Source organism: Paenibacillus sp. LjRoot56 (assembly GCF_964253335.1).
Lineage (GTDB): Bacteria > Bacillota > Bacilli > Paenibacillales > NBRC-103111 > Paenibacillus_E > Paenibacillus_E allorhizoplanae.
The window spans coordinates 1,592,349-1,617,598 of record NZ_CAXURV020000001.1 but is presented as its reverse complement, the minus strand read 5'-3'; the positions used below and the strand labels follow the sequence as shown (position 1 = coordinate 1,617,598).

Sequence of the window (25,250 nt, the reverse complement as noted above, 5' to 3'; positions counted from 1 at the left end):
CTGATTGAAAGCGCTTCAATAACAGTATTATAATATATAGAAATAATATAATATATACTCAATTGGTTATAAAATATTATAAAACATATTCCTTTATATTTTTTATATCTAATTTTTCATAAATTCTGCTATAATAGAGTTATACTGTAATCCTATTAAAAATCCAGTTCATTGGAGTGGACCAAATGAGCAAAATACCTCTTTATAAACAGATTCAACAAGACATTAGGGATAAAATTGTTTCTGGCATTCTTCGCCCCAAAGATTTGATTGCATCTGAACAAGAAATTTCTGAAACGTTTAAAGTGAGTAAAATTACGGCTAAAAATGCACTAATCGGCCTTGCGGATGAGGGGCTCGTCACTCGTATTCAAGGGAAAGGCACTTTCGTAGCAGCGGGGCCCTTCCATTCTGACACAACGAAGCCCGTCGTTATTCCACCTTTGCAATCGAATAATTTAATAGGTCTGATTATACCTACCATGAAGACGAGAGTGATTCAAAAACTGTTAGATTACTTGGAGTATTTTTCAAAAGAGGCTGGGTATCAACTTATTTTACATATCACGCGCGAGTCTTTAACAGAAGAGTCTCGATCTATTAAAGAGTTAATCCAAGCGGGCGTGAAGGGCATCATCGTTTTCCCAACTGAGGATGAAAAATATAACGAATCCCTGCTTCGCTTATCGCTAGACAAGTTCCCGTTCGTCTTCATTGACCGTTATTTAAGAAATATTGATACGTATCGCATTACGTCTGATAATTTTAACGGGGCGTTTGAAGCGGCTTCCTACTTATTAAATAAAGGGCATCGGCAAATTGCATTGATCTCACCTGAGAATGCGAATACAGCGATTGAAGATCGTACTTCTGGTTTTGAAAAAGCCTTTATTGATAATAATGTATTGATTGATAAAAATTTGTGGTGCCATGTTCCATTAGACATTCTAAGAACGGAACAGGTTATACAATATATCACGGATTTCTTGACGGCTCGTCCCCATATTGAAGTGGCGTTTACCTTAACGGCTGAGATGGCGAATCTCACCTTCCGTTCCAATCAAGACTTGGAATTGATCTCTTTTGATGATCCTGAGATTCCGAATGTACCTTTCATCCAGCAAAATGAAATACAAATGGCGAAAACCGCTGTTAAATTGTTGAAGTTACAAATAGACGGTGAGTACGCGCCTGAACAAGAAGTTATTCCAGTGAGTTTAGTTACATTTGAATAGGGACTTCTTTACAAAAAAAAGAGATCACCCAGCCTTCTTACGAAGGTAAGGCGATCTTTTTTTTATGTTCGATTAGTGCTGAATCCAAGTCGCATCATTTTTCTCCTGCGTCGTACTGATCGGATCAATTCTAAGAATACTACTTAATGTGCGTATGTAGCGTGTTGGGTAATTGTAGGATTGGAAGGATACCTTCGTAGCGTCACCCAATCCAGCCACTTTGGTGAATGTCGCATCACTCTTAAATGCTGCAGACCCGTCATTTCGGGCTACTTGAAGGACATAGTTGTAGTGTCTTAAATAATAGCCTGGGAAGTTCAGCGATTCGAATGAAACACCTGACGAATTCGCAAGTCCCGGTACCATCCGGAATTTGGAGTCATCCACATTACTAAGAGGAGTCGGATCTATGCGCCCGGCAAAGTTATAATGCCTCATATAAGAACCGGGTACACTAAACGATTCCCATTGGTGCAACAAGGCAGCATCTCCCAAATCGATACTTCCATACGTGACGGCATTATGGTTCGTGCTGCCAAGAGGGCCACCATTAAGAATTAACACGTTGTGATTATCCGCAAGAGGAACTAAGGCAGGGCTGTAGCCACCCGCAACAGCCGTACTTACTCTCGTCCATGTGTTCGATGCGCCATTTTCAGTATTCAAATATAACTCTGAACTTGAATTTGCCCGAACGGCAATTGTCCCGTTAGGACCTGTGCCCGAAAGCCACGTCACATACGGTGAACTTGAAGGTTTGACACCATCCTGCGTGATGAGTTGTGTTCCGGGATCCGTAGCTGCCCCAAAATTCTCGGGGTTCGTAGAGATTTTGTAATAAACAGCAAACCCAGGACTCGCTCCGCCATATTCATACGTCATGATATAGCTGCCATTGCCCAATTTGGCCACGGTCGTCATACCTGGTCGTTTGGTCGAATCGGCGAGCGAAATATCTTCGACAGCTGAACTCCAGTTAATGCCATCTGTTGAAGTAATATGTACCAGCTTTTGATTATGAAGAGGATCTCTTTCATCGGAATAATAGTAAATGAGCTTATTGTTCGCTACAAGAAGAAACGGTTCCCAAACCGGATCATAAGCCCCAGATGGATCAGCTTTCCCACCGGTTGCTTGCGTACTAACAAACGTCCATGTCACACCATGATCTGTACTTTTATACATATCTAACTTCGTTGTGGCCAGGTTGGATGGAATCGAATTGCCTGCAATCAGGAGAGTTCCCGCTGGCATATTGCCAATGGCTTGAGGCAGTTCATATAAGAACGGCTGGTACCGTAATCCCCATCCATTTACTTGGTCCGTAACCTCCGACAGGTGTGACCAGGTTACCCCTCCATCTGTGCTTTGATAGATAGGGAAAGACGGAGTACCACTCACATAATGTTCAAAAGTTGCCAGCATCCGTCCATTATAGGAACCGCTGTACTTTAGTGTAAGTGCCCTTGGATACAAGGTTCCTGGGCTCGGATCTGTGCTTGGCGATGTATACAGAGTTGAGGGACCGAACGCACTTGCCGACGACATCATCATGAGAAAAATAACAATAGCAAATACCGCAATACTTGAGATTTTAATCCTTTTACTCATTAAAATAACTCCTCCGCTATTTATTATTGATGAACTCAATGCTTGTTTCATTGACTAGGAAGACGACGATTCGAATCTCCTTTCCTGTTTGTGTAAGCGCTTTACCAAGTAATTGTAAAACATTTCTAGTTCCATTTATATATTAAATTGGTTATTAAAATGTATTTAATTATAAAAATAGGTTGAATTTAATACTTTGTCATTGAAAATTATGAAAATCAAAAAGGAGCTGCCGCGAAGCACCCCCTTATTAAAGCACATCTTCCAATCAAGGATATAATGGAGATAACTCCACATCCAATTTATCAGCAATTAGCGTATAGAACTCTGGAAATCTTGGATCTGCCTTACTTGCAATCTCTTCAAATGTTCTTATACATAATCCTGTTGCTCCAATAGCAGTTATGATTTCTCCGACTGTCCAACTTCGAACTAACACCTCACTTAACTCAGTACGTTCTTCCTCGGGGAGCAACTTAGCAAAGGCTACTTGCCCCTCTTTAATACGATCATCGAAGTAGTTACCAGTTGGCTGCGGCAAGTTGTATGTGTTCAGCCATACTCGTGCGAAAGGATGAAAGTCAGTCAAAATAAACCGACCATTGCTCCCAAGTCTACGACGAACAACGCTGAAAATAGCATGGAGGTCTGTAAAATAATGCAAAATACCAAACTCCATCAACACGATGTCAAATTGGCCTAATGCTTCTTCATTTGGGATATCCAAAACATCAGAACAGATATAGTCAATTTTGACACCAGTAGCAGCAGCAACCTGCATCGCGTACAATCGATTTTCTTCCGATATGTCCACCACCGTCACTTCTGCACCTAACAATGCAAGAGAAATTGCCTTACGACCGTGTGAGCCGAGTAAATTAATAACTCGCTTGCCCGCTGGATCACCCATGTACTTTAGCCAGTAGCGCAAATGATGTTTGTGTTCTAGTTTCAGTTTCTCTGCAAGTTCTTCTGGTGTTCCATAATAATGAACCCATGCCTGATAAGCTTTCGTTTCCCATGCCATTTTGTTCGCAGCTGACAGTTGTTTTTGCAAATACATACCTCCCAGATTTATACAATTGGTACTAGCTGGTATATAATACCACCCGCTTCGCGATTGTCAATATTTTCTTAGCGAAAAGAAATAAAAGAGCCGAATGGATCGTTCTCATCCACTCAGCTCTTAGGTTCCTATACCAAGCTTACTTCGTTACTTTTACAATCATCGTATCACTGGATGTGGCTCCGGCATAGTTAACGAGTTCACCGCGATATTGATAGGTGCCAATTGCTTTATTCGTTACGGTCATTACTTCCGCTTGGGCATACGGTGTATGATTCATAAGTGCTTGTGTATAGATAAGAGCACCGTTCTCATATAAATTGTACGTTCCGCCATTGGTTCCCCACCACATATTCATGCTGACTTTGAAATTTCCATCACCATCCCAGTTATCGTTGGATAGAACTGGTTTGTCCGGCGCTGCTTTCGTGACTGTTACAATGTGCGTACTGCTCGTCGTTGTGCCGAATGCATTAATAAGCTCCGCAAAGTAACGATAGGTCCCATTCTTTTTGCCGTAAACTGCGGTTACTACCGTTTGTGCATTTGGTGAATTGTCAGTAAGGATTTTCGTATCGATTAAAACACCATTTTCATAAAGATTGTAAATTCTACCATTTTCTCCATACCGCATGTTCATCGTAACATTGTATGTACCGTCCAGAAGTCCGGTATCATACCCATTGTCATCGGATAGTACCACTGTACCCGGTTTAGCTTTACTTTTTGCTGCAATATTGCTAACAGTTGCCGTTGCCGTTCCATGATTTCCTGCTGCATCGACGAATTCGAAGGTAAAGCTGCCGTTAATGATGAACGTATAGCTGTTTGAACCCCCATTATTCGTAATCGTTACCGCTTCGCTCGATGTGATTGTGGCAATCACACTCTGTGCGTTTACCACGCTATATGCCACTGTTGCAGTTGGTGATGCATGATCGATATTACTGACTACATAATGAGTTACATTGGATACGTTGCCTGCGGCATCGGTTCCTCTTGCGTACACCGTGTTATTTGCGGAAACAACAACAGGGTCTGTGTACACTGTCCATGTGCCGTTTGTTCCTAATTTGTATTCCTTTGCCACTGCATCAGCCGGATAACTGATCGTTACGATGACATCGGTGTTGGTTGGTGACATCACATCTGCCGATAAGGTTGCTTCTGGTGGAGGTGCTTTATCGATCCTAATGATTATCGTGTGATGGGCTTCGATATTCCCCGCATTGTCAACACTCCAATAAACAAGTGTATGAATACCTTCCACTGTCAATGTAACCGTAGTACCGGTTTGTTGCGGACCGCCATCTACCGTGTAGTTTATAGCTGCGATCCCTGATTCACTATCACTTGCGTTCAAGCTTACGGTTACATCATGGTTTACCCAACTTGTCGGAGCATCATCTGTGGTCATTGGAGCTGTCTTATCATTCGACGTCACTTTCACCTCAGTCTCGGCATACAGGGACGTCAATGGATTCGTGACACGGATCACGGTACTGCCAACAGTCAGAGCATGTAGCTGGCCTTGGGCATCAATGGCTGCCACATCGGTGTTCGTGCTGCTCCAAAGCAGATTTTGATCCGTTGCATCGCTCGGAGTTATCCCCGCCGTAAATAGATGCGTATCTCCTAGTTGCAAATCAAGCGCCTGGGTATTCAAGCTGATGCCCGTAGGGGGGATAAACTCGAACTTGGCCACATCCGCACGAAGCGGTCTGTCATGAGCCGAATTCGCATCCTCGACCGTGATGTAGCTCGCACTTCCTCGCGGCAAATCATAGATACCCAGTACCTGCCATGAGCCTTGCAATGTGGACTGATCGACGATCTTAGAATTGCTCTTTACGCCATCCGTATAAATCGAGTATTCGGCAGCTTTCGTCGTATACACCGGAGTCGCAGGCGTTCCTGGCAAATAAACCGATACCCTATATCGTCCGGGCTGGGTGATTGTCGGCGTCCATCTGGCCGATGCGCCCGTTGGATTCGTAATTGCTCGCGAGATGCCGCCGTTATAACCTTGGAGAACCGTAGAAGTCACCCACTTATTCGTAGCGGTTCCTAGCGGCCCATTGATTTCCGTGTAACCCCCGTTAATGCCATAACTATGATAGATCGTAACCGGATGAATAGCAGGCATCGTTACCTGAATCCTCGCCTCCGCATAGAGGGAAGTTAACGGATTCACAGCACGAATCACCGCATCTCCTACCCCCGTCGCATTCGCATGTCCCTCGGCATCGACAGTCACAACTTGACTGTTCGAACTGCTCCAAACCAACGTCTGGTCAGTGGCCTCAGCAGGTGTAAACACAGCCGTGAAGGCATGCGTATCTCCAACCCGCAGATCAAGTGCATCAGTATCTAGAGCAATCCCGGTCGAAGGGATTGCCTCTAACTTGATGACATCCGCCCGAAGCGGACGATCGTGAGTGGGGCTCGTGTCTTCGAGCAGGATATTGCTGCTTGTTCCCCTTGGAAACTCATAGGTACCCAATACCTGCCATGATCCCTGTAGAGAGAATTGATCAATAACCTTCGTTTCCTGTTTGACTCCGTTGATATAGACCGAATACGCAGCCATTTTCGTTGTATTCACTGGAGTGGCGGGCGTTCCTGGAAGATACGCTGAAACTCGATATCGTCCGGATGCGGACACATTCGGTGTCCATTTGGCCGTTGCGCCTGTTGGGTTCGTAATCGCTCGCGAAATACCACCGTTGTAGCCTTTGAGCACGGATGACGTTACCCATTTATTAGTAGCCGTTCCAAGCGGTCCATTGACTTCCGCATAGCCCCCCATACTGTAACCACTATATAGGGTGATCGGATTGGTAATGGTCGGTGGTATCTCTTCGATATAAGGAGCCTCCAACCCACCCTTTACATAAATCGGATTCTCATCGAGCAGCAGCCGCACATAGCCATTCGTTGGCATATAAGTTAACATATTCCCCATAATGTCTGTGACTTGTAGGGGGCTGTGAGTATACAGCTTGAGGTCGGCTCCCGCAGGAGCGTACATAACTCGGATATCTTCCGCTGCTTTAATAAACTTATGAATATAAATTCCGGGGAAAACATCCTCCGTGGTTTGAAAATCCGCTCCCGTTAATTCACGGGTCATTGTCGCATAAGCAGCGTAGGCCGGCTTAGGAACATAAGCACCTTTGGCATCGTCAGGATTGCGAATCAAACCGAACGTTCCCTCAAATTCATTCGGAACTGTAGATTTATTTTGCAAATTATAAATATTGATTTTTTTGACCCCATTGGCCAAAGCAGTGACAATTCTTCGAGCCACATAGTTGGCTTGGACATGCTCGTCGAAATTAAAATTGCTGAATCCTGTCTCCGAAAGATTGATCGGAATGGTTTGATTGTTGTTATAGGTTTTCATTATATTTTTGTGCCTGTTGATATCTTTAACGAAATCCTCTGGAATCCTCGTATACGAATGAAACGAATATTCATCCATATAATTCAGCGCACCCTTTTGATAAAGCGCTTCCAAAAATGAGTCTGAACCCAGTTCACCAAAGACAAATCCTGTTATTTTCACATTCGGAAAAAGGGGATGAATTTGTTCGTAGGAGGTTTTTAACAAATTGAAGTAAAAATCCGCTTTCTCTGCCTCAGTGCTAAGTCCCTTCCCAAACGAAGGAATGTCCGGTTCGTTCCAAATCTCCACCTGTCCGATCTGGGGATATCTGCTCAATACTTGCTTGCCGTATTCAGCAAATGCCGCCCTTGCCTCCGGACTCGTCGGCGCATTTCCCTCATCGTATAAATTATTATATAACGCCAGAGTCATATAGGGCTTGAGATCGTTCGCCGCCACACGCGACATGAAGTCGTCATGGAAGGATTTGAAGCTATAAACCCCCTTCGTCGTATCCTCGATGTCCCCCCAGCGCAAGGCATCCCTGACATACTTAACTCCCATTTTTTTAGCAATCGGTATCAGCGCAGCAGAATCTTGAGCAATAAGATCGGTTCGAGCAGCATGCGTTTGTACAGAAAAATGTGAATCCGCCACTTGGCTCAGATCGAAACTGGAAACGACCGCAAAAGATGTATCTTTGGAGGCAATAACGTTCCCGTTCTGCTTGGCCGTAATAACTAAGTTGAACCATCCCTTTTTCCCAGGATTAACGGTTAGCAGGGTCGTTCCATCGCTTACCGCTTGGCTTCCAGACTGTACGGTGTTATTCCAATAATCGGAATAAACCCAATCAATCGAGTCCCCATCCGTATTGATTTTGAAGCTCTTAGTGTCATTTTCATAGAAAATGTTACCTACTGTGTTTTGCTCGATGGTTAATGCTGCCGCATAAGCCACTTGGTTTCCTGAGATTAGGGTGAACCCATACGTTGCTAGTAGAGCAAATACCACAAATGCAGTACTTAGACGACTTATCACTCTTTTCATTGCCTTACATCTCCCTTCAAATGTAAATCGTTTTCAAAAACACTCGACACCTCGTCTATAAAGTCACCTCCTTCCTCATTTAGCGCCACGTATATACCTTTTTTCACTACTGGTTCAACACATGTGTTTCCTTAACAGGACCTTCTACGAATTGGCCTCGCGTTTGCAGGATATAACGTATCTCTTCGGCAGAAATCATACGAACATCGCTGAAGCCAGATTTGACGGTTAAGGCTGCTGCAGTGCCTGCTGCTTCGCCAATAGCGCTAATTCCTGACATGACACGGTAAGAAGCGTGGGCCTCAAAAGTACCACTAATGCAGCGTGAGCTTAACAGCAGATTATTAAATCCTTTGGCGATAAGGCTGCGATAAGGAATATGATAATATCCCGGGCTTGGCAAAATCGTCATATACTCCTGGTGATTTTTATTCCCATCCGGATCATGGACATCCACATCATAAGCACAAGCAGCCACCATATCATCAAACTTGCGTACTTGCAGACAGTCTTCTCCGGTTAACATATAGTCGCCGATAACTCTGCGGCCTTCACGTACCCCTAGCTTCGTAAAAATAGTCTCAATCTTCGCATCCCGAAATGCTGGGTGCTCCCTGATCGCTTCAACTAATTCATACACTTGAACTTTGCCGATTTCAAACGCACGTTCAACTGATCCTGGAATGGTGGGATCAACATCGCTTATCGCAGTCGAATTAAATAGGAATGCTTTCCCATCTGGATAAGGAAATGCTAATACGCCCTGACGCATATTTGTACTGTTCTTTCTCTGTTTCATCGCAACATAATAGGGCTTGAGCGTCTCTTCCAGCCAAAAAAAGCAGCCCCAGCTTGTGACATCCTTTACTTTGAATAGCGAGGGGTCGAATCCAGTCAGCTTGAAAGTAACCGTCGCCATCTGCATCTTTCCATCTTTATCTCGCCCCTTTTGAAACTCAGCTCCTGCCAATGCAGATAAATTCCCATCAGCCGTCCCGTCCAGGAACACGTGACCAAATACACGCGTATGCTTAGATCCAGTGATCGTCACTGAACGAATATTCCCATCTTCCACCTGTACAGCATCCACTTCGCAGTTCGTCCATACGGTCAGATTTTTCTCTTTTTGAATTAATCGATGATAGGTTTCTTTTAATTCCTGTTCGTCATAGCTGGATACCGTTTCCTCGTCAAAGGTCAAGCCCGTATTCTGGTAGGCCTGCGGGAATAATTCCTTATGAATCCCCGTGTTCACACATCTTCCATCATGATCACGAAACTTACATACTAAAGCTATAGCGGCATGGACGCCTGTTCCGCCAATCTCACTCATTTTTTCAATAAGCAGCACTTTACTGTTTAATCTAGAAGCAGCTAAAGCTGCACAAATGCCGCCTACGCCTGCCCCAACAATCACAATATCAAAATCGTTTGTAAAATCATTCACGGATATCACTCCTTTATTAAATTTCGCTGCTGTTACCCTTTCAGGCCGCTGCTGGCAATGCCTTCAACAAAGAATCTTTGGAAGATGGCTACGACGATAATGAGAGGAAGCAGCGCCGATACCGAAGCAGCCATAATCAGCGAATAATTTGCACCGTACTCATCTACAAAACTGGAAAGACCTATCGGTAGTGTGAACAATTCACTCGAACGCAGAAAGATCAACGGATTCTCATATTCATTCCAGTGCCATGTAAAGGTCAGTATGAGAAGTGTCACGATGGCGGGCTTCGTTAATGGCAAGCAAATTTGCCAATAGATCCGGAAGAATCCCGCTCCATCCGCTTTTGCCGCTTCAAGCAGCTCGTTCGGAATTGTACTGAAAAATTGCCGCATCAGGAACGTTCCGAATACGGTGAAAATTCCCGGTAAAATGACAGCCCAATGGGTATTCACCAACCCAATGCGATCGAACAGGATAAACCTAGGGACAAGCAGTACCTGAGCAGGTATGATCATCGTGGCCAAGTACATCAGGAAGATTAGATCTCTTCCCTTAAAGTTCAATTTAGCGAACGCGAACCCAGCCAACGAGCTGGTGATGATGGAGCCAATAACTGTAAAGAAAGTGATTTTGGCCGAGTTCCAATAAAACAAAGCAAATTTATATTTGCCACCCCAAACCTCTTCATAATTCGAGAGAATCGGATTTTTGGGAATCCAATTGATCGGGTATTTGAATAAATCAGCTTGGATTTTGAAAGACGAAGAAATCATCCAGATAAACGGGATCAAGACCAATACACCCAAAACCAACATGACAAGCGTTACGCTTAATTTTCGCAAAGATACCACTACGAACCCACTCCTCCATTAAAAGTGCTGCTGCCACTTCTTCTGACTGCGCCATTGAATCAAAGTAATCGAAAAGATGATGACGAACAAAACCCATGACATTGCTGCCGCATAACCCATTTTATAATTCTGGAAGGCAGTGAGATAAATATGATAAGCAATAACCATCGTAGAGTTGACCGGTCCGCCTTGTGTCATCACATTCACAACCGCAAAAACCTGGAAGGTGGAAATAATCAGTGTAATAGCAATTAAAAAGGTCGTAGGCTTCAACATAGGGACCGTGATTTTGAAAAACTGTCTCATCCCTGTGGCCCCGTCAATCGAAGCCGCTTCATATAAATCTTTCGGAATCCCTTGCAATCCCGCCATATACAGCACCATCGTGTATCCGATGTAAGTCCACACGACCATAATGATGATAGCCGGCAATGCCCACGCTGTACTCCCCAACCACTCAGGAGGATTGGCAACCCCCAGCGATCTTAGGAAGGCGTTGATCGGGCCATCTTGGGCATTGTAAAGCACGCTCCATACCACAGAAACAGCCACCAAACTGCTGACATAGGGCAGGAAAAACAAAGTTCGCAATAAACCTTTGGCATAAACATGTCGATTCAGCAGCACAGCTACAACCAAACCAATCGCCATTGCACTGGGCACCGTTACGCCTGTCAAAATAAAATTGTTCCCCAGTGCGTGCCATAAGTAAACGTCATTTACTAATTTTTCAAGATTTCCTAATCCAGCAAAACTCAGCCCAGCAAACCCCTTTAAGTAATCCCAATCTGCAAATATCAGCATAAAACTGAAAAGCAGAGGTAGAATGACGAAGAAAAAAACGCCGAGAAAGTTCGGCAAAATAAACAAATAACCCGCCAATTGTTCCTTCATGTTATGTTTGGACACTCGTCGCATGATGCCACCTCATTTAGCTATATTCAACCCATACCCGTATCATAAACAGTAGCGAATCAGAGTGGAATGGCGTGATTTAGGTTGTTACAGCGTTGATTTTAAGATGTAGGTAAACAAATTAAAAAAAATATGAGCAAACAAAAAAAGAAATCCGGCTGTCATCTGCCTCTGCAGATGACAACCGGATTTCTTTTGGTCCCTCTTCTTATTAACGGGTAAGCTTGATCTGATAACTTCCCTTCAGATCGGCGCCGATAACTTGAAACACAGGGTCTGCGGTCGTGTCGCTTCCATTCCAGATTAGCATCGATACGGTGGCCTTCCCATGGCTGTCCGGCGTCGTTCGGAACATCATACGAACGGTATACGTCTGGCCGTTTGAGCTCTCCGAGCCCTGCAAGTAAGCCCTGTCTTCTGCCGTAATCACCCAATCTAACGTATCGAAGGTCCAGTCAATACCCTGAGGTTCAGCATGAATGCGGACATGATTCGATTCAAGGTTCAGGTGTGCTTTCTTCGCTTTATTCCCTAGGAAGGAAGAATTGCCGGTTAAATCAAAATGTCCATTTAGTTCAATCGAACCCGCTTCGGGATCGTAAACGGCCAAGTGAGAAACCTTTTCAGAAGCCTTGTAATAATCGTTAGCCAATAATTTCGTCCTCACCTTGTATAAACCGGCGGGCAGATCGACGCCAAGGAATACGTTCCCGACCGCATCCGTCATATATACTTGCTGAACAACGCTTGCATTTAAAGGCGTTGCCGTACCATCCGGATTTATCGCCGAAAGAACGAATTCGACCGGAAGTCCTTTCACCGACCCATGTCCTTCTCCGACGCGCATAACATGTGCCGACAATACAAGGTTCTCATCTGTGCGGGCCGCAAGGATGCCCGTATATTGAATAGCCACCTCATCTTTCGTTACGGTCAGTATGCCGTTTGCTTCGGTTCCCCTGATATAGGCCTCTTCATTTCCTGCATAAATCGCCTTTACTTCAATCAAACGGCTATCCGTCTCGGCGGTTGCTCCGATTTCGATTGTGTACGGCAATGAAGCTTTGCCATTCACATCCGTAAGCGCCATTCCAGCAGGAAGGCCATTCACTTCGAATTTGACCTGTCCACCGGCTACCGATTGACTGCTCGCATCCTTTAGTTCAGCTTCCAACAGAACTTCATTACCGTATGCTCCCGAGCTGTCTCTTACTTCGACAGCCGTGCTATGAAACAGCTGAAACGAAACGGTTTCGCTCATTTGTTGGCCGTAAGCGCTCTCGGCCCACACGCTAAATGAGTGATTTCCTTTCTCCGTCACGGCAGATCCCGTTGTCCACGCTTCTCCATCCAATTCCATTCGCGTAATCGTCCAGTCCCCCGACTCATCTAGAAGACGTACGGCAGGCGTCACTTTATCCGTATACACTTCACCTTCCGTAATGTCATCGATCTGGATCAAAGGCTTATAGGTCGGTATTATCCATTGCATGGAACGGAACAGACTTGGCCTCTTCTCATTGCCAATTCCGGAGCCCCATTCCATCCAACCTTTTCTTCCGTTGCCGTCATTCTCATTCACAAGCAGCGAGAAGCTCATAACGTCTCCGCTCTGGGGCTGAATCGGCGTCAGCTCCGACCAAGGCAGAGCAAGCTTATAGATCGTCAGCTTCTGCTCCTCATCCCTTGTTACCGCTGCTTCACCATTATGCACCGGCCCTGCCGGCAATCCCCCCATCGTCGTCCAGCGATATATTTGCGGACCATTAGGCGTATCCGATACACCATACTCATACCATCCCAGGCTTTCGCCAGGAATTCCAGGTGACAAGGCAAACTGAATGCCGTCATTATTCCATATATTAGCCCCGGAGGCCGCTGCCGCATGAACATCGTCCTTTACTTTTGCAGTCAGGTACAAATGATCCTGATCATAGTGGAGCCAGGCTTGCCCGCTCACTTCAATCTTGCCACTATGACCGGAGAGTAAGACAGACTTGCCCTGTGACAAATCGATGGTAGGCGCTAAAGCGTCAATTTCCGGCTCTAAATGGTCATTGACCGCAATCGTCCCCCGGTAGACCGGATTAAAACTGAGATTTCCTTCATAAACATATGGCTCCTGCTCCGCAAACTCGACACGTATGGATGTCGGCTGATCCCCTCCAAGAGCGATCGAGCTAAGTGGAATGCTGAATTGCTGTTTACTGCCCGGGAGCACGTTCGTGTTGACTAGCTCTTGGCCAGACTGTCCACCAATCCGCCAGGTTATACGGTTAACAGTAAGACCTGCGGCCTTTCTAAAGTTTTCTACATCCACATTCAGCATTTGGCTGTATGGCTCTTCAGTCTGCTGCATCACAGGTCTGACAGTAACCTTGTGTGGCATACCCGTATCAACTTCATGCTGTAGCTTGCCTATTTTGTTACCTGCTTCGTCCAACAAGTGAATCGCTACCGAGCGGAAACCTTCCCGCGTCTCGCTGACAGTAAGGGAAAGCGCTGTCATTTGCCCTTGCATAGCTACAATTGGATAGCTGCTTTCCTCCATCTGCGCTGTTATAGCGAGCTGAGGCCCAGTCTCGTTTTTCACTGTTAATGTGAACATATGCGGATCGCCTACTGCCCCTTGCTCCCCGAAGACAGCAAAAGTGTCTTCCTTCACGATCCGGCTTATGACTCCTTTTATATAAACAGGTTCTCCTGTCAGCGTCATATAGATCTTGCCATTATGCGGTGTGTAAACTTCTGTGTTCCCCATAAAATCCGTAACTTCCAACATGTTGCCCGTTTCAATCACGGCTTGGGTTTCCTCCAGCGCCCAGACGACTCTGAGAGCTTCGCCGGCTTTTGTGAACAAATTACTTTTAATCGGTCCGCCGAATTGCTCGATCCTCTCGAATGCTGCGCCGTCCAACTGCCTGCTCATTGCAGCATAGCTCGCATAGGCAGGCTTTGGTGTATAAGCCCCCATCCGGTCATCCCTATGCCGGACCAAACCGAAATTGTCTTCATTATAATCAGCTTTAAGTCCGTCATTCATGAAATCATACCAGTTCATCCGTTCAAGTCCGAGTTCCAGTCCCTTAACAAATCCGCGTGGCAAATAATTGGCCTGCGTCTTCTCATCGACTCCTTTGGTGGATTGATGTGTCGGCGAACCGAATTCCGTCACCCAGATCGGCACAAGATTGCCGTCATTGTATTTCTTAATCAAGGTTTTCAGGTCTTCCAGTTTTGTGAATACTTCGTCAGGAGCGCTCGGATCCATATAGGTCTGTACGGACACCGCATCCAGATATTTCAGACCGGCATTTTTGTCCTCGCCTTCTCCCACACCCTTCAGTACACCTTCAATCCAGTTCAAGTCGACACCCCCTGAAACGATGCCGACAACAGGCACATCGGGGTATGCCGGCTTGACTACATTATAGGTCTCCTTCATCAGTTTGAAGTAATAGTCCGGCTGTGAATTGGCAGGACTGTTGCCCCTCTTGCCAAAACCGCCATTGAATTCATTGTAGACGTTGAACCCGATAAGTTGATCTTTGTAACGCCCCACATATGCCTTGGCGTATTCGGCAAGCCCCCTTCTTCCCGCATCCGTGTAGGGCGTGCCGTTGTTATCATAGAACGGATTATTGAACGCCGCCACTAAGAGTACCTTAATATCATTCTCCGCAAGCTTCTTCATATAGTCATCCGGTGTAGGAGCAAAGGTATAGAGGCCCTTTTCCTTCTCAATGCTGGACCATTCTATGCCATCCCTGACATAAGATGCGCCCATATATCGGACAAGCTTGCTCAGCTCTTTACTCCATCCAGAGGCAGTCCAGCCCATATGAGTACTGACGCCAAATGGCGAGTTGCCATTACCGGTCGGCAAAGCGGAAGAAATGACCGCGTAAGCTGTTTTTCGGACTAGCGGTCCACTACCAGGCTGCTCAGCAGAAACCTCCAGCGTAAAATAGCCCAATTTGGTGAAAGGCACCGTTATCCGGGCCTCCCCGGCGTTCGTCCTCTCGCTTCCCGAAGCGACTCGCGCCCCATAAATATCATAAGCGGTCCAATTTATTATCGGCCTGCCTGATCTTACGATAAAAGCATTCGGCTCATGATCCAAGAAAATATTGCCAAGCACGGTTTGTTGAATTTTCAGCTCCGGCAGCCAGCCGCCGAGCTGAGCCGTAATCTGATCAACCAGAATAGAAGCCGTTAACGCGCCATTCTTAATATCAAAACGATCGAAGAGTATAGTAATGGCTCCAGCCGGCTCGTGCCAAATCCCATCGTTGGCGCCGTTCCAATGCGTAAACGACTTCGATCCCATCTGACTGAGTACTACTTGCTGCCAATTGGATGTATCTTGCAAGGTAATTCGCTGCTCGAACGTCTGCCCCGTCGAATCTGTTGTTCGTATGCGCACTGACTTCAGATCCGAGGTTTTGACCCAGAACGCAAGTTGTTCAATGTCCAGGTCATCCACCCTTTTTTTCATGGACGCATATGGCGAACCTGTAGGGCTTTTGCTGAAATCTGCTAGTATTTGCCCCGTATAGTTCCCTTTATAGCTCTCAGGTGATTCGATCACCTTGTAGCTGCTCTTGACGGCAGGCGTATCACCGAAGCTAAAGAGCCATTCATCATTTTCTTGCTCAAAGTCACTAATTATATGATCAAAATCCTTCGGCGGAACCGTTACTTGAGCCGTAATCTTGTCTACCAGCACCGCAGCAGTTAACGCGCCATTCTTAATGTCAAAGCGATCGAAGAATATCGATATGTTTTTGGCCGGTTTATGCCATATCCCGTCGTTGGCGCCGTTCCAATACGTAAACGACTTCGATCCCATTTGACTGACGACTACCTGCTGCCAATCGGATTTGTCTTGCAAAGTAATGCGCTGCTGGAACGTCTGTCCCGTCGAATCTGTTGTTCGTATGCGCACTGACTTCAGATCCGAGGTTTTGACCCAGAACGCAAATTGGGTAATGTCTAGGTCTTCCAAATCTTTTTTTATTAACACATACGGCGAACCCGTAGGCCTTTGACTGAAATCTGCTAGTAATTGCCCCGTATGGCTCCCTTGGTAACTATAAACCGATTCGATTACATTGAGGCTTCCCTTTACGGCAGGCGTATCGCCGAGACTAAAAATCCATTCATCCTTTCCTTGCTCGAAATCACTGATTAAGTAGTTAAAATCCGCTGCTGCAAGAACGGGTTGTTCCGCATTCACGGTCACTTCTTGTACAGATTCCGTTTCTTCAGCTGCATACACTCGGTCCGCGTTTAATTGACCAACGCCGTTCCAAATGCCAGACAAACAAATTGCCAGAAGGATTACACCCAACTTTTTAATCATACGCCGTTCATTCCTCCTTATTCTATTTTGTAACCGCTATTATCCCTTGACTGCCGAGCTTGAAAAGCCTTGAATAATATACTTCTGACCTAAGAAAAATACGATGAGCAGCGGCACGACGCCTGCTGTGGCGGCAGCCATCATCAAGTTGTAGTCTACACCCGCTTCCAGCATGAAGTTCTGCATGCCAAGCGGAACCGTGTAAAGCTTCTTGTCCAGCAGGAAAATCAGCGCATTCTCATAATCGTTCCACGTCCATGTAAAATCAATGATCGCGAAGGTGGCCAATACGGGTTTGGAGAGTGGCAGGAACAATTGCACGAAAATCCGGAAATGCCCCGCCCCGTCAATGAAGGCCGCTTCGGATATTTCATGCGGAATGCTCATAAAAAATTGCCGGATCATAAATACGCCGAATACCGTAAACAAGCCCGGGAGAATCAGCGCCCAATGGGTATTGTAAATATGCATCCACTCAAACATGATGAATTTTGGGACAAACAGCACTTGCTGCGGTATCATCATCAGACACAGGTACAGCAGGAAAATGGCGTTCCTGCCCTTGAACTCAATGCGGCTGAATCCATATGCGGCCAGTGCGGCGAGCAGAGGCGCTCCAATCATCAGAAACACGGATATCTTCAGAGAGTTCAGATAAAAGAGGGCAAATCCGTCTCCGGATGTCCAGACCTTGATGTGGTTGATCAACACCGGGTCAAATGGAATCCACTGAATGGGGTAGGTGAAGACATCCTTAGGTTTCTTAAACGAAGTGCTGATCATCCAGATCATGGGCAACAGCAAAAGTAGGCTGACGAGTGCCATGATGATGGTATTCAAGCCTTTGCCCAGCCGCTCCTTGATCATTCTGGTACTTCTTGCATTCATGTTGCGTCTTTCCCCCTTCCCTAATAATGGACCCATTTTTTCTGACCTGCCCACTGAATAAGTGTAATGAATAGGATAAGCAGAAACATGCTCCACGAAACGGCGGACGCATACCCCATTTCATAAAAGTTGAATGCTTTCTTGTAGGCGAAAATGGAGAATACCGTCGTACTGTTGGCGGGCCCTCCCTGAGTAATGGCATAGATCATGCCAAAGCCTTTGATGGAGCCGATACAGCCAGTAATCATCAGAAAAAATGTCGTCGGGCTGACCAATGGTAAAATAATAAGACGCAGCAACTGCCCAAACGTCGCTCCGTCCATCTTGGCAGCTTCCAACTGCTCCGAGGATATTTCCTGCAAGGCAGCCAAATAAATAATCATGTTGTAACCGATGCCACCTGCGATCATCATGACGAGCACCGCATACATGGCCGTATCGGGTGAAGCAAACCATTTGGGAGGCTCCGCTATACCGACGGATCTTAAGAAGGCATTAATGGGACCGTTTGCAGGCTGGAACAGCACCATCCAGACGAACGCAATTGCGATGCCACTGGTAAAATAAGGGGCGAAGAAGAAGGCTCGCAGCGTCTTCTGGAGATAGACGCGATTGTTTAACATAACTGCGATCAGAAAACCCAGCATAATCGAAATCGGTACAGGAATTAACACCAATAGCGTGTTTTTGACCGATACAGCAAACAAATCGTCTCTCACCATCATCTTGAAATTATCCAATCCGATAAAATGCGGGGATTCCCCGCTAGCGAATACCCAATCTGTAAACATCAAATAAAAGGAAAACAGGGCTGGAATCAGCATGAAAATCATCATTCCGATAAGATTAGGGGCGATGAATACATAGCCAAGCAACCTCTGTCTTTTCATCCAGTTCACGATCGGCCACCACCTTTCTCTCTAATATGGGTTTACGCCAAAGGAGAAGACCGGCACCGTTGATCCCTACTTCTCCTTTAGCTTTCCCATTTCCTATTTTTTGGCCGCTTGTAAGTTCTCGTTATGCACCCGGGCCAGTTCCTTCGCACCTTCTTCGGGATTCAGCTTCTGAGTGAAAACCTTGTCATAGATGACCTGCTGCTCGATTCCCGTTTTCTTGTCCAAACGGCTTAATCCGAGCGGAAGGCTGCCGAACATAACCCGCTTGATGGAATCAATGTCATAGGTATTCTCCACGCCCTTGAACATTAGAGCGATAGCCTCATCAACGGGGAAGTCCTTGGAGGATGGCACTCTTCCGCCTGCCGCCATCGGCAGCATCCCAGTATCCGAATACCACTTGATAAATTTCCAGGCTGCTTCCGGATTCTTGGTGCGGGGATTGATGGAGAGCACATCGCCCAATCCACCGGCATTGATGTAATCGGTCTGATCCTTGTTTACCTTGGGAGCCGGCGCTGCAGCCACCTTGAAGGTGCGGGGATAATCCTTCACATTGTTGGTGGTCCTGAAAATCTGGTTAGTGGAGAAGAGCATCGCCGTTTCCCCCTTCACAAACATCTGGTCCAGGGCCGGCTTCGAGGTGATCTGCTCCGTATGGGGCATAATGCTCTTGTCTTTGAACATCATGTCCGAATACACCTGAAGGTCCTTGACCGTCAGCGGATTATCGAAAGCCGACGTGCCGTCCGGTTTCGTCAACAACAGACTTCCCTTCAGCATGGAGCCATTGATGGGCACATTGAAGTAATAATCAGATTGCGCCGCTCCCCACACCTTATCTCCCTTCAGCTTGTTGGCATAATCCCTGAATTCGTCCATCCCCCAGTCCGTGGGAACCTTAAGACCCTTGGCATCCAGCATGTCCTTGTTCAACCAGACAAAGGACATGCCCTTCTGGGTGGGAACGCCGTAATACTTATTGTCTACCTTCCACAAGGAGGCGCCTATACCCATTTTTTGGTCCACATTGAAGTCGGTGAACTTGCTCAGATCAAGTGCGTTGCCCGCTTTGATTCGCTTCTCGTAGAGGCTGAAATCATAGCTCATGTACATGTCCACGGGCTGGCTGGAAATAAGGGCCGTATCCAGCTTTAGATTTCCCGCATCGTCATTGACGAACCTAACATACTCCACCTGGATATCCGGATTTAACTTATTCCAGTTGTCCACAACAGCTTGAGGACCATTCTCGGGCGGCACGCCTCCCCACATCGTAAGTTTGATCGGATTCTTATTTGGCACGGCGCTAGGCGCCGTGCTCGAGCCTGCGGAAGGGGAAGCCGTTCCCTCCGCTTGGTTGCTGCCACCCTGTGCACCGCAGCCGGTAAGCGCCAAGGGTATAGCTATCAGCGCTGCCATCCCTGCTCTCATCCATTTTCTGTTACTCATCTTACCTGTAACCTCCCTGCAATCTAATGTTTGATTCTTCCCAACTATATCAATCTGCACCTTATCTTCTTAGAGTTGAAACTTGTAGGTTGATTGTACAAAACTTAGATATTGTTCTCCCGCCTGAAGGAGCTTGGCGTTTGTCCAACCAAACGCTTGAATACCTTGATGAAGTATGCATCGTCGGCAAAGCCTGTTTGAAAGGCGATCTCCTCCACACTCAGCTTGGCATGCAGGAGCAATCGTTTCGCCTGTTCGATCCGGATGTTTTGCAAATAGGCGATAGGCGTCAATCCGGTTTTTTTGCCGAACACGGTGCTTAAATAGTCCACATTGATGGCTACCAGCTTGGCTAAATCCGTAACCTTGATATTTTCCTTGTAATGCTCCAGCATATATTGAATCACCCGGTTCACCACGGGATGGTCCGTAAAGCTGACCCGTTCCTCATTCAGGTTCCGGATAAACTCCCGAATGGTTTGCAGTACATGCGCCAATAGCGATTCATGGCTTAAAGCCGAGTTGATTCCCTCGCGATCCTCCGATTTTCGTCCAGCCAGCATCGCCAGGATATGAAGAAGATGGGACGCCAGCATTTTCACTTCCAAATGGGAGAACGACGAGGCTTCCATGCACTCCCATATATGGGTTGCCACCTCGGCGCATTTGGTTTCATTGCGTTCTTCAAAGAAGCGGATCAGCTCGGCTTCCAGCTCCGCGATTGGCGGCATCTCATTCCGCTCCTTCATCAGGCTTGCCTCACGGCCGTACCAATCGCCATTCAACTGATTCAGCGCAGAGCGCCAATCCTGGGACAGACGGGCCAGACTGCTGCCGGCTGCCAGTCCAGCCGGACAGTTCGGCTTGTTCCAACGGGCATAGTCTGCCTTCTTCTGAAAGCTCCAGCAAAAGAAGGTTGTCTGTCCCCCTTCATAGAAGGATTGGACCAACAGATACGCTTCCGTCCGGATACCCGACTGATCCGCGGCAGCGGGAACGGCTCCACTCAGCACGGCAATAATATCAAGCCTCAGACTACGGAATTTCTCCGCTGCCGCAGCCGTTCCGGCCTGATCCTCATGAGCCGATGCGCCTGTTCCCCGGATGCCCGACCAGGTGCGGTGATAAAGAGGATAAAGCGCCTCTCCCGCATCTCGAAGCTCTTCAAGCAATTCCCCCTTGATCCGCGCCAGGTTTTCCAACAGAACATCATCATTTAAAGACAGCTTTAATAGATAATTGAAGGCGCCGTATTGAAGGGCGTCCCGAGCGTAATCAAAGTGGCTCATGGCCGTCAGCATAATAAACCGGCTGCGGATTCCCGCCTTCCGCGTTTCCTTCAGCAGTTCAATCCCGTCCATGCCCGGCATGACAATATCAGTAATCACGACATCGGGCCTAAACTCCAGGATAGCCGCCAAAGCCTCCCTTCCGTTACCCGCCTCACCTGCAACACAAAAGCCGTGGCGTTCCCAGTCCACCGTTTCCCGGATGGCCTCCCGGACGAAACCTTCATCTTCCACCAGCAAAACCGTCCACATGCCCACTATCTCCTTCCTGTGAATAAGGTGTCGCAATCAGCAAAGGCAACTGGACCCGGACCAGGGTCCCTTCCGCGCCGGATACAAATTCTATGGCACCCTCCCGCTTAAAAAGCAACTGCAGCCTCTCTTTCAGATTGCTTAGTCCGATCCCGTGTCCGCTTCGCCTTACCGGCCTGCGGGCAGCCTCTTCCATGCCGATGCCGTTATCTTCCACCTCCAGAATAAGTTCGCTTCCCTCCGCCTTGGCCCTGACCCAGATGGTGCAGCAGCCTTTGGCTGCGTCAAAGCCATGGACGATGGAGTTCTCCACCAGAGGCTGAAGACTAAACCTGGGAACCAGAGCGTATTGAACCGAATCATCCATTTCATAAAGGATGGTGAAATGATCCCTGAAGCGAAACGCCTGTATGGATTCGTAGGAGCGCAATAGTTTTATTTCTTCTTTAAGGGTGACCAGCTCAATTTCCGAGCTGAGGCTTGCCTCTAGAATGAACCCCAAAGAGGTACAGATGCCCGCGATCGCTTCCTGTTTTTCTTTTCTGGCCATCCATTTGACCGTGTTCAAGGTGTTCAACAGAAAATGCGGGTTCATTTGGGAGAGCAGCATTTGGAATCGAACCGCCTGCTTTTGCCGCTCCTCCAGCTTAAGCTTGTTTATAAGTACGACGACATCATCAATCATCCGGTTGAAGCTTTCGCCAAGGGAGCGCACCTCGTCCGTTGCACCCTTGCCGACGGATATTTTGACATTCAGCTTCTTGTCCGATGCTTCCTCCATGCTCCGCTCCAGGACATACAGCGGCCCCGTCATGCGAGCCGACAGGAAGATGGTAACAAGCACGAAGGCGATGACCAGAATCGTCAGAAAGAGGAAAGCGATCAGCCTTAACCGCTGGATCTCCTGCTGCAGCTCGCTTAATGGCATTTGACTGACCACATACCAGTCCAATTCCTCCAGATAGCTGTAATTGACAAGAGACAAGGCGCGTTCGTCCTCGAAATGTCCTTCTTTCGCCTGTGCAGACATGATCCTTTGCATCATAACGTTGCTGAAAGCCGTTTCCTTGCTTTGCAGAACGATCTCACCTTGGCCGGAAAAGATGGTCAAATCCTTGTTTGCCGGACTATCCTTTAACGTACTGCGGAACCATTCTTGAATGTTGATGCTGATGCGCGCTAGTCCATAATTTCCTCGTAGCTGGTCATCCAGAATGGTATACAGGCTCAGAAGCTTGCTCCCTTGGCTACCATTCACATCATTCCAATCATCCGCCACCCAGCGGTATGGATGAGATCCGCTATCCAGTTTATTCTGCCAATCTTGCATTTCTTTCAGCCCATTGGACAACTTGCCGTTGGGAGCATAGGAGGTGTATACATTGCCCTTACGGTCAATGAATCTAAAATACAGCTCAGTCTGGTGGAAGAAAAAGCTGTTGTTGATTCCGAACATTTTGCTTTCAATCACTTTCTTTCGCTCAAGGGGATCATACTTATCCGGATTGTCCATAATCTGGATCAGACTCTCATCCTGGCTCAGCATAATGTTCGCCTTATAGGCGAATGCCATCATATCCGTCAAGGACAAATGAACCTGCTGCATACGCTCGGACATTTGGTCTATCATGTCCTTCTGGCGAATGGATTCGAAATGCTGAAACAAATAAAAAATAGCGAAGCACAAAGGAACCATCAGGAGGGTAATGTAAGCCATGATAAGCCTAATCTTCAAGGTGTTCGGTAGCAAGAGGCGCCAAATTTTCATCGTAGTGATTCACTCCCAAACGTAGTCGGATGTCTTCAATATACAAAACATGACGGAGGCATGTATACGTTCTCCGAAAGATTCGCCGAATTTCTCGAATAAGCAAAAAAGCCTCTGTCATGTGCAAGAGGCGCTTTGCCCATAACCACTACCGGTTTTGGGTTATTGAATTTAACTGTATCACACGAAGAGACGGTGCCAGTAGATTCAAAACTTGTACATTCATATAACAATTCTTAGGAGTTGGAGCATACCTCACATAGCCGTTATTTCCGTTCAAGGAGATTCTGCATCGACGTATTACGTTCTGACTTAGAAAAAGACCTAGCAGACTTCAAATTGAAGTCCGCCAGGTCCCTGCAACCGTTATTTTTTTTCAGCCTTAATCGCTTGATCTGCTCTTGTCTTCATATTCTGAATGGCTTTGTCCAAAGGCTGCACACCCATGACATATTTCTCTGTTTCTTCATTAATAATTTTGGTCATTTCCGGTAAAGCGGTGGAAATCGTTTGAACCGGGAACGTATAATCGCCCTTGATTAGAGATTTCAGAGAATCCACATTAATCAGGTTTGCTGCATCTCCGACCATAAGCTCAGCCACTTTATCCACATCGATTTTCTTGGAAGATGGCAAACGTCCACCCGGAATCATGAGAAGATTCCCTTCGGTTAGGTACCACGAGATAAATTGAAAGGCTTCGTCTTTGTTCGAGGACGTATTGTTTATCGACATAAAGTCGTTGAAGCCTGCCGTATTCACTTTGCCGCCTTTCTCCAACTGAGGTACCGGTGCAAAAATGGTTTTGAACTCATGCGGGAAGCTTTTCGTATCTTTCACATTCCTTAGCAGATGTGTCCCTCCGAAGATCATCGCCGCTTTACCGGTCAGAAGCTCATTTGGAGGAAGCAGTTTGTTGGCGATTATTTCCGGCCACTTAACCGATAATCCTTTGTCCTGCAGCGCTTTTTGATATTCCAAGCCCTTCTTAACGGCAGGACTGTCGAAGGTGGACAATCCATCCGCAGTATAATAGGAATCTACCGGCTTATTCTCAAGAATGGCAAAACGCACCATATTATCATCTGGAACCTTGATAAAGCTGCCCTTCTGGTCAGGTGTATGCAGCTTCTCGGCAAGCGCCATGTAGTCATCCCATGTCCATCCTTGAGCCGGAATCTTCTCTCCCGCTTTCTCCAAGGCCGTTTGATTAATCATAACGGAAGATAATAGCTTCATAGCCGGTAAATAGTGCGTTTTCCCTTTATACGGGACGACATTATCTTTGCCGATGATATCATCCACATTAAGCTTATATTTGCTAATCAAATCATCCAACGGAAAGGTGACCCCCGCGTTCGCCCGGCGATTGTAATTCGTTTCTCCATAACTGAAAAAAATGTCCGGAGCATCGGTGTTGCTGATAAGAGCCGTATCGAGCTTCGTGTTGCCACTATCGTCGTTCACGTAACGTGTATATTCCACTTGGATATCAGGATGTGTGCTGTTCCATTTCGTGACCACATCCTTGGGTCCGTTCTCTTCAGGAATGCCGCCCCACATCTTAAGTTTGACGGCTTTCTTCGGAACTGCGGAGCTGGCAGTAGTCGCTGCAGTGGGAGATGAGCTTGTTTGGTTGTCGCCTTTTGCACAGCCGGAAAGCATCAAACTAAATGCCATTGTGAGTGATAGTGCGGAATAAATCGATTTCTTCATACAGGTAAAACCCCTCTCTTACTTGTTATCATCCGTTGGAACATCATTAGCATAG

14 protein-coding genes are annotated in these 25,250 nt (G+C 46.7%); 1 reads left to right on the top strand and 13 read right to left on the bottom strand.

All coding sequences use genetic code 11. The annotated features are described in order from the left end of the window. Positions 1-185: 185 nt before the first annotated feature. Entirely contained in the window at positions 186-1,235 is a 1,050-nt protein-coding gene (locus ACSQ8O_RS07175) for a GntR family transcriptional regulator (RefSeq protein WP_436241008.1), read from the top strand. 72 nt (positions 1,236-1,307) lie between these two features. On the opposite strand, the gene ACSQ8O_RS07170 is transcribed toward ACSQ8O_RS07175, so the two are convergent. The 13 genes from ACSQ8O_RS07170 to ACSQ8O_RS07110 form a co-directional block, all read right to left on the bottom strand. Continuing rightward, the gene (locus ACSQ8O_RS07170; protein ID WP_436241007.1) at positions 1,308-2,846 is read right to left on the bottom strand and encodes an AbfB domain-containing protein; all 1,539 of its coding nucleotides are present in this window, start codon (positions 2,844-2,846) and stop codon (positions 1,308-1,310) included. 268 nt (positions 2,847-3,114) lie between these two features. Then, complete coding sequence (locus ACSQ8O_RS07165; protein ID WP_436241006.1) at positions 3,115-3,903, bottom strand: class I SAM-dependent methyltransferase; 789 nt, start codon at positions 3,901-3,903, stop codon at positions 3,115-3,117. A gap of 148 nt (positions 3,904-4,051) precedes the next feature. Next, entirely contained in the window at positions 4,052-8,350 is a 4,299-nt protein-coding gene (locus tag ACSQ8O_RS07160; protein ID WP_436241005.1) for an OmpL47-type beta-barrel domain-containing protein, read from the bottom strand. Between the two features lie 106 nt (positions 8,351-8,456). Next, the gene (locus ACSQ8O_RS07155; protein ID WP_436241004.1) at positions 8,457-9,797 is read right to left on the bottom strand and encodes an FAD-dependent oxidoreductase; all 1,341 of its coding nucleotides are present in this window, start codon (positions 9,795-9,797) and stop codon (positions 8,457-8,459) included. 32 nt (positions 9,798-9,829) lie between these two features. Beyond that, positions 9,830-10,651 (bottom strand): carbohydrate ABC transporter permease, encoded by an 822-nt coding sequence (locus ACSQ8O_RS07150; RefSeq protein ID WP_436241003.1) that lies wholly within the window; start codon positions 10,649-10,651, stop codon positions 9,830-9,832. Between the two features lie 18 nt (positions 10,652-10,669). Continuing rightward, positions 10,670-11,545, bottom strand: coding sequence for a carbohydrate ABC transporter permease (locus ACSQ8O_RS07145; protein WP_436241002.1), 876 nt, complete (start codon positions 11,543-11,545; stop codon positions 10,670-10,672). A 232-nt stretch (positions 11,546-11,777) separates the two neighbouring features. After that, positions 11,778-16,931, bottom strand: a complete 5,154-nt coding sequence (locus ACSQ8O_RS07140; protein WP_436241001.1) for a sugar-binding protein — start codon at positions 16,929-16,931, stop codon at positions 11,778-11,780. Positions 16,932-16,970: 39 nt separating this feature from the next. After that, the gene (locus tag ACSQ8O_RS07135) at positions 16,971-17,819 is read right to left on the bottom strand and encodes a carbohydrate ABC transporter permease (RefSeq protein ID WP_436241000.1); all 849 of its coding nucleotides are present in this window, start codon (positions 17,817-17,819) and stop codon (positions 16,971-16,973) included. Between the two features lie 20 nt (positions 17,820-17,839). Next, positions 17,840-18,709 (bottom strand): carbohydrate ABC transporter permease, encoded by an 870-nt coding sequence (locus ACSQ8O_RS07130; protein ID WP_436241963.1) that lies wholly within the window; start codon positions 18,707-18,709, stop codon positions 17,840-17,842. Positions 18,710-18,811: 102 nt separating this feature from the next. Beyond that, positions 18,812-20,170, bottom strand: a complete 1,359-nt coding sequence (locus tag ACSQ8O_RS07125) for an ABC transporter substrate-binding protein (RefSeq protein WP_436240999.1) — start codon at positions 20,168-20,170, stop codon at positions 18,812-18,814. A gap of 104 nt (positions 20,171-20,274) precedes the next feature. Beyond that, on the bottom strand, positions 20,275-21,711 hold the full coding sequence (locus ACSQ8O_RS07120; RefSeq protein WP_436240998.1) for a response regulator transcription factor: 1,437 nt from the start codon (positions 21,709-21,711) through the stop codon (positions 20,275-20,277). Then, on the bottom strand, positions 21,683-23,479 hold the full coding sequence (locus tag ACSQ8O_RS07115; RefSeq protein WP_436240997.1) for a cache domain-containing sensor histidine kinase: 1,797 nt from the start codon (positions 23,477-23,479) through the stop codon (positions 21,683-21,685). The genes ACSQ8O_RS07120 and ACSQ8O_RS07115 overlap by 29 nt, the downstream gene beginning before the upstream one ends. Before the next feature lie 366 nt (positions 23,480-23,845). Beyond that, positions 23,846-25,195 carry an ABC transporter substrate-binding protein gene (locus ACSQ8O_RS07110; RefSeq protein WP_436240996.1) on the bottom strand — a complete coding sequence of 450 codons (1,350 nt, stop codon included), beginning with the start codon at positions 25,193-25,195 and terminating at the stop codon, positions 23,846-23,848. Positions 25,196-25,250 lie beyond the last annotated feature (55 nt).